Genomic DNA, 7,828 nt, shown 5'->3' with positions numbered 1-7,828 from the left:
GTGGACTTTCACCACCAAGTTATAAGCCCATGCCGAGCGCACAAAAAAAGACCTTGAAGGACAAAACCATCAAGGTCATACAAAAAATTAATCTTTTAGATATCTAATTTTCTCCTGCTCTAAATAAGATTTCCACATTAGAAAAAGTCGATCTATATTTTCATCAACTGAATCAAAAATAGGCTCTTTGGCAGGCATATATCGAACGAATTCAGAAATTTCAGTCGGATAACCAAAATCAGCATAAATCACTTCGACCATACAAAGAGGATCTGGGTATTGCGATTTATTTTCAAATACCCAATTCAATATTAAATATAAAAACTTTTTCTTACAGACACCGTCATCCCTCACTTTAGAGTTAGTTATTTTGTCTAGATGGAGGAAAATGGCGTTATTATCTTTCGCCCAAGCTAAATCTATTACATTTTGGGGTGGATTCGGATCACATCCTATGACATGAAAAGCATGTTCAATGGCAGATTTCCTTGTCATAAAACCATGTTCAATAGCAAATAAAATATCGTTCCATGTTACATCGATTAATTTTTTAACATATTCATATGGTATAACAATATTCAGAGTATTCATCTTCTACCTATACCTCTTCATTTATACTTAGTTTAGTTTACCGTTAATAACTCCACCAACTTTAAATCTCTGGTGTGAAACCTTCCCATCAACATCAATCAAATACTCAAATATGCCCTTTTTACCATTAAATTCACCATTAACTTGAAGTAGTGTACGTGATATCTTATCTTTACCTATAACATTAAAAGTGGTCCCTTTGGCTAGCTGATCTTCTGATAAAAAACTTGCAGCACGGTGATATTTATCATCTTTTAATCCGGAACCTTTTCGCGCAGCGCCGCTAATAATCTTAGAGGCCGATTTACTATCCATACAATTCGTATTATGCACCCAAATCCCAATATCGGTCACATAATACGTATGGTAATCTTCAACTGTAAAGTTATAAACCGTAACAGGTTCGTCTAGTTTAACAAACTCAACTTTGTCAATCGTCAGGTTGCTTCCGTCAGCCTTTTGGAGTTTGTCGCCAACTTGAAGTTCATCTGCGAAGACCCAGCCTTTCCCCTCTACCCAGAACGGATGATTGTCTGTCGTCTCAATAATTTGCTCTCCAACATGTAACTTAATAATATCATCACGTTGGTTGCGGTATAAAGCTGTAACTTCTTTGTAAGCCAATTCTCCATCAGGGTTATTCTCATCTTTGGCGAGAACCTTATCTCCGACTTCAATGTCTTCGATATTCTTCTCCCCTTCGTCTGTTAACACTTTAGTTCCTGCAATAAAACAATTACAAGCATTACCAGTTTTCTTAACTACCTTGCTTGCCTTTTTAACTATCTGCTTTGCCACTTTAGTCACAACAGCTCGTGCTACTGTAACTGCCATAGGAATTAAAAACGCCCAATCGCCATCCGGATCAACTAACATCACTGGATTATTGCTTACATAGTTATATCCATTTATTGTTAACGGATCGTATAAACTTCCTCTTACCGGGTCAATAGATAGGAATACCCCATTATCTGGATTATAATATCTAGCCAATAAATAATACAATTTAGTATTTTCATCATAGCGATAGCCTGCATAACGATATGGATTTTCTGAAGCCATTGGTCCCAATTGAGACAGTATGTTCCCCCACGCATCATAGGAATACGAAGCTACTACTTCACCATTTTCATCAGTTAATGCAGTGATGTCTCCGTGATAATTGAATAAATAACGATAAGTTTTGCCATTCGTCGTCATCGTTAACGGATGACCAAAGTCGTCATAAGTGTATTCTCTTAATACTTGGTTGTTTTCGTCTGTTTCGAAAAGGACTTGAACTCCATCATAGAAATAATTAACCGTACCATCGAGAGTCGTTGTGCTCTTTCTTTTTCCCTCTTCATCATATGTGTAGCTTACAATTGTTTTTCCACTATTATCTTTAATTTCTTCTAATTGATTGAAATTGTTAAATACATAGGTTTTGGAACCATCGAATGATAAGTTCCCATTGTCATCGTATTGATAGTCTTGGTTGCCAACTTTTATTAACTGATTTACGCCATTATAAACATAGCTTTGTGTGGTTGTTGAACCAGATTTCGTAATGGTTTTGGTTTTACGATTTCCTACATCATCATAGGTATAGAAAATGCTTGTACCTTCTGGAAGGTGTTCTTCTTCCAGTTGGTTTAAATTATCATATTTATAATCCGTAATCCCTGCATTTGAAAAAACTTTATCAATATTATTGTTTGCATCATACTCGAAAGTATAGCTGTCTAAAGTAAAATCGCTTTTGCTCTTTAGTATATAGTTCGATAGGCGATTTCGATCATACTGCATGGAAATTGAGCTACCATTTGTATAGTCTATCAATTCAAGTAAACCTGTTGGACTATACTCAAATGATGCCAGCAGTTCCTCGTTTCTTTTTATTTCCTCAGTACGGTACAGATCATCTGCTTTATAGTCAAGAATTGTTACAAGTTGGGTACCTGTTTCGCTGCCAATTGTATATTTAATTTGGTTATAATATTCTTCTCCTAGGTAGGCATAATTGATTGAATTATTCCCTTCCTGAATTGATTGCGAAAAATTGTTATCATAGTAATCGAAAGTTTTATATAAAGAGGATCCTTTATTAATAGATTCTAAATGTTCGCCCTTATAGTTATATTTCCATATTAATTTCCCGCTTGAATATACCTCTGATATACGATTTAGATCATCATATTTTTTATCAATAGTTCCATTGTTTGGCAATTTAATATTTGTCAGATTGCCGTTATGGTCATAATCGTAACTGTATTTCTTTCCAATTGCATTCGTTTCTTCTTTTAATAAATTCTGACCATTGTAGAAAAATGAAGATTCATAATTTAGTGCATTACGTATGGTTTTTAGATTTCCATTGGCATCATAACCATATTTTGTAATCTTTAATTTTGGATCTAGAACTATTTCTAATTCGTTTTTATCATTATATTCATATTTATATGTCTGCTTTTTACCATTGACATTTGTTAGTACATTTCCCTTTAAATCGATTTCTTCATAGCTTTCATTTCCAAAAGCATCTACACTCGTAATACTTTTTACAAGAGCTGTGTAGTTTATGTCAAATGATTCCTTTGTTCCATCAGGCAGGGTAATAGAATTTACATCTCCAAACTCATCAGGTTCATAATTTGTAATTAATTGACCACCTACGGCATTACTGTCAGGGACAATAACTTGTAACAAATCACCCTTTGGATTATACCTATACGTAGTTGTTTTATTATTAGAATCAGTGTAGGTTTCTATATTTCCATAAGTTGTATACGTGAAGGATTGAAGAACTTTTTTAGCATTCTCGCAAGTTGTTGGTAAGTCTCCAATTTGTTCATATTCGCAAGTTAAGTTTCCATTTTGATCATACTCATTCCTTTTTGTATAACCATTTACACTTTCCATTGTTACATTGTAGTTGGAATCTAATTCATATTGAATTACGATATCACCCGATTCAACTTCTTCAGTAACATAATTATCATTCATAAAATAAGTAGTTGTTAATTTACCTTCTGGTTCAGTTATTGTTGCAATTTTATTCACCATGTCCAATGTATACTTTGTTCCTGGACGGTTTACCGCATCTACATCATTTTTTATGTCAGGCTCTTGTACCTGGGTTAGTGTTCCATTATCGTACGTAAATGTTGTTTTGCGATTTTTTGGGTCGATAATATCGGATATTCGATTATCAACATGATAGTCAAAACGAGTCGTTGTAAGGGTTATTCCATTTTTCAGCTGATCCACTTGTTTCAATTTACTACCGGAATCATAAATATACTTATAGATTGTCCCTTCAAATTCAGCTGTTTCTACTAAGCCATTTGAGTAATAGGTAAAATTAATCGATTTTGTTAAATTGGTTCCTAATTGACTTGTAATATTGATGAGTTGATCATTATTATATTCGAAGAGAATCCGATTGCCGTGTCGATCTTCCTTTGATAAAATCTTCGCAATTTGCATACCTGCGCCGTATTCTACTTTGTTGACTCTAAAGGTCGTTTTTTCTCCTTACTGGTCTGATAATTCATAATAATAGTTAACTCTATTATTCTCTAATTTTGAATATTCTCGAATAGTTAAGTATTTCCCTGGTCCTGATTTATATTGAGTCGTTGCTGGATCGTACGTAAATGTGTGTGTGGTTCCATCTTCATCAGTATAATCAATTGTATTACCAGAAGAGTTGATGAATAGATTTTCCAGAGCAGACGATGTCCATCCGTAGCCAAAGATCGATTTCTCCAGCGACTTTGAATTATACGTTCTCGTAAAGTCGAATCCATAACCGCCACGTGCTAATAAACTGAAATCATTATACTGTACCACATTATTCGCTGTTGTAATATTCGAGAATACGTTTCCACCGATTAACGGGTGGACGTCATATTTCCAATAATCTTCTAACCCAAGTCTTGCAGATGTTTTATAAGTAATCACTAACATTGGATGATATTGGCTATCGATTGGATGTTCACTTGATATAAATTTTTTATAGGTATTGACGTTTTCTTGAACACTTTTTAGTAACAAGCCATTGTTACTAGACGGATTGTACATCCAACTGTAAGTTAGATAGGTAGGAATATCCCAACTCATTTGTGCCCATGCTAAGTCTAATATGCCAGTTAATCCATGGACAGTTGATAGTGGCACACTAACAAAATCGCCACCTTTAGTCGTCCAAGGAGTTTGAGGAGTAGATTTCGCTAAGTTCCAGGTTGCCTGATTCTCAGACCAATCCTTTGTTACGTTATGAACACTAAGATCAATTTTATTGTTATTACTCGTCGATGAGTACCATAAATTTAAGCGGGAAGACATGACATCCGAATTCACCGGTATGGAGGATACATCAAACTTCAATAATCCTCGAATGATATTCTGATCATACCTACCTCCACCTATTTCCGTGTCATTTCCACCAGTTTGAGTAGGAAGTGCGCTACGAATATTTGTATCTACTACATAATTAGAAGACTGAAGTTTAACAAGTGTTGGGTCAATTGTTAGTGGATAGACACGTTTTTCATCTTCTAACCATTCTTTGTTTGGGATGACATGCAAAAATAATTCATTATTGATTACTTCGTGCTTAAGCTGTATATCATAGGAAATTGCATCTTCTGGAATCGATTCAATCTCTTTAACGGACTGAAAGCCTTCAGGTTTATAGGAATCGTACATAAAAGGCATATCAAAGTAGTATAAAGGTTCATTGTTCTCTTTTTCGTATAAATAAATTATTCCTTCTGATTCTTTCACAATTAAACCATTTAGTTCCATTTTATAAGTGAACTGATCAGGGAACCCTTCGCTTGGTTTTTCGTTGTAAATGATATCTTCCTTCACACGATCATTACCCACTGTGTACTTTATATCAATATTAGGGTAAACATCTGGATATAAGATAGATTCTCCATCCACAATGCCTTCTGTGATAGTTGGTTCGGCATCTGTGTGCTCAAGTGGTGCAAGTTCAAATTCTGCAGAAGTTTTGTTATCTTCTATTTCCATGATGGGATTGTCTGATGTCTGTTCCTGATTAAATTTGACTTTGAAAGAATTCGCTTCATTTTCAAAGACTTGTTCTTTTGCGTTTATTTTCAACTCATTTTCAATAGGCTGCCATTCATTTTTAGTATTTTTAAAATGGATAGGCTTTTGAGAAATTTCTGCTGTCAATGTTCCATCTGGATTTAAAAATGTTTTAGATGTCTCAGATCTTTCCTCAACTAATTCAACTCGATTTGCATTATTCTCAGGATTAATTTGAGGTGTGTTGACAGTTTTATCTTTTGAATCTATTGCATTAACTGTTGATATGTTGGAAATTGGTACGCTCGTAAAGACCATTGCACCAACGATGAAGGAGGATAACCATTTTGTTAAATTTTTGTTCATAAATACACCTTTCTTTTATAATATTTTGAATTTGGTAGAGCAAGAAAAGTGTATCATCAAAAATTTAATAAATATGCAAGTAAATTATGTATATAGAGGTTAGGAATTACCTTAAAAACCTAAAAAAAGGATGACCCAAAACTAGAAATTACTGGCCATCCTTTTTTTAGTTTTCATAAATTTTTTCTTCATACTCCATTTACTCAAATCGATACATATTCCAAAAACCGATGTCTTCAAAACCAAGGCGTTTGTAGATTTTCCCCGCTTCAGGATTATCATAAAATAAGCATAGTTCTTTTCCTTCAGCTAATAGCTCTTTACATAGCTTGATCATAATATCAGATGCGTAGCCTTTTCTTTTATAATCTTCCCGAGTCGCAACCCCCACCACCATAGCAGAATGTTTATTTTCCGCTGTTGTAGAAGCAGTGGAAACAATTTTCCCGTCCACTCGAACAAAATATGTCTTACCTGTCCCATCTTTTAATGCTCTTTCCTTCGATTCTACTGTTATGTTACTAGATTGAAATTCAGGAATCGATTTAAGTAGCTCTACTAATTCAACTATATCCTCATTTGCCATCAATTGAATGTACTCAAGATCCTCATCCCTTTTCATAACCGTGGGATCCGTACATTTTGCATAATAAAATTGATTTTCTGTGTTTAGTTTTTTAGGAATAAGTGCTTTTAATGGTTCAACCACTTCTTTTAAACCCGAAAGTTCTCTCATAGAAGGATCAGCTAACATTATATTCGCAAATCCCTCCACATCGTACTTACCTTCAGCGTAAGGGATATAAGTGCCTTCCCACTTTAATAAAACTGCGTCTAATTCCCCTACATCATTAAATCCGCCCCAAAGTTTCTGGAAGTCTTGTTCAAATCCATAGACCTCTACATCTCCAATGATAAATAAGTTTTCTGCAGGCTTTTTACTTACAAATGCCATCAATTGTCTCTGTCTTCTTCAAATAGCCTTCTAAACATTCTATCACTCCCAATACATTTGCAATAAGTTACCACAGTTTTATAAGACAATCAATAGTACGAAAAAACTTCTGAATATCCCCTCTTAAAATTCATATACATATTTCATACGTACATATTTAGATTAGGAGAGATACATATGGAATGGTTAACCGATGAGTTTTTCGTAGGTTTAATAACAATCATTTTAATCGACCTCGTATTGGCTGGTGATAATGCACTCCTTATAGGGTTGGTAGCAAAAAATTTACCAAAAAGTCAACAAAAAAAGGCAATTATTTTTGGCGCGTTTACTGCTGTATTTGTTCGAATCGCGTTTACATTAGTTGCTGTAAGACTACTCGAAATCGATGGCCTTTTGTTAGTAGGAGGAGTTCTATTATTATATATTGCTTACAAAATTTTACTCGCTGATCAACAAATGAATATGAAACCAAGTAAAAATACGTTTTTTGGTGCGATTGGAACGATTATTTTAGCAGATTTACTAATGGGCATTGACAATATTATCGCAGTGGCCGGGGCATCTGATGGAAATACATTGCTTGTGATTATCGGGTTGGCAATCTCTATTCCAATCGTTATTTGGGGTAGCACATTTGTCATTATATTATTAGAAAAGCTACCAATTATTCTTTTTGTTGGTACGGGTATATTAGCTTATACTGGAGCCAAAATGATTACACAAGATCCCTATGTTGACCAGTTTTTTCCGACGACACATTCAGTTCAACAATTTCAGGCCATTGTTGTAATCACAGTCCTTCTCATCAGCATTACTGTAAAGCTGTATTTAATAAGAAAAAATCGAAAAGTCGTCCAAAAATAAGGACGA

Annotated in this window: 5 protein-coding genes; 1 reads left to right on the top strand and 4 read right to left on the bottom strand. The window is 34.4% G+C overall.

The window, feature by feature from the left end; genetic code table 11:
- Positions 1-87 precede the first annotated feature (87 nt).
- The 4 genes from CD29_RS17725 to CD29_RS17710 form a co-directional block, all read right to left on the bottom strand.
- Positions 88-591, bottom strand: a complete 504-nt coding sequence (locus CD29_RS17725) for a DUF2247 family protein (RefSeq protein ID WP_036189901.1) — start codon at positions 589-591, stop codon at positions 88-90.
- A gap of 27 nt (positions 592-618) precedes the next feature.
- A complete protein-coding gene (locus CD29_RS17720; protein ID WP_036189900.1) occupies positions 619-4,059 on the bottom strand; it encodes a polymorphic toxin-type HINT domain-containing protein in 3,441 nt (1,146 codons plus the stop codon).
- Positions 4,060-4,107: 48 nt separating this feature from the next.
- Complete coding sequence (locus tag CD29_RS17715; protein ID WP_036189899.1) at positions 4,108-6,000, bottom strand: DNRLRE domain-containing protein; 1,893 nt, start codon at positions 5,998-6,000, stop codon at positions 4,108-4,110.
- Between the two features lie 199 nt (positions 6,001-6,199).
- Positions 6,200-6,955 (bottom strand): GNAT family N-acetyltransferase, encoded by a 756-nt coding sequence (locus CD29_RS17710; protein ID WP_052124241.1) that lies wholly within the window; start codon positions 6,953-6,955, stop codon positions 6,200-6,202.
- Positions 6,956-7,132: 177 nt separating this feature from the next.
- Between CD29_RS17710 and CD29_RS17705 the strand changes: the two genes are divergently transcribed.
- Positions 7,133-7,822, top strand: a complete 690-nt coding sequence (locus tag CD29_RS17705; RefSeq protein WP_036189898.1) for a TerC family protein — start codon at positions 7,133-7,135, stop codon at positions 7,820-7,822.
- Positions 7,823-7,828 lie beyond the last annotated feature (6 nt).

Source organism: Ureibacillus manganicus DSM 26584 (assembly GCF_000772945.1).
In the GTDB taxonomy this organism is placed as follows: Bacteria; Bacillota; Bacilli; order Bacillales_A; family Planococcaceae; genus Ureibacillus; species Ureibacillus manganicus.
This window is presented reverse-complemented; position numbering and strand designations above follow the sequence as displayed.

Coding starts and splice junctions, on each gene's coding strand:
- CD29_RS17725 (WP_036189901.1), bottom strand. CDS start 591: ATGAATACTCTGAATATTGTTATACCATATGAATATGTTAAAAAATTA.
- CD29_RS17720 (WP_036189900.1), bottom strand. CDS start 4,059: ATGCAAATTGCGAAGATTTTATCAAAGGAAGATCGACACGGCAATCGG.
- CD29_RS17715 (WP_036189899.1), bottom strand. CDS start 6,000: ATGAACAAAAATTTAACAAAATGGTTATCCTCCTTCATCGTTGGTGCA.
- CD29_RS17710 (WP_052124241.1), bottom strand. CDS start 6,955: ATGGCATTTGTAAGTAAAAAGCCTGCAGAAAACTTATTTATCATTGGA.
- CD29_RS17705 (WP_036189898.1), top strand. CDS start 7,133: ATGGAATGGTTAACCGATGAGTTTTTCGTAGGTTTAATAACAATCATT.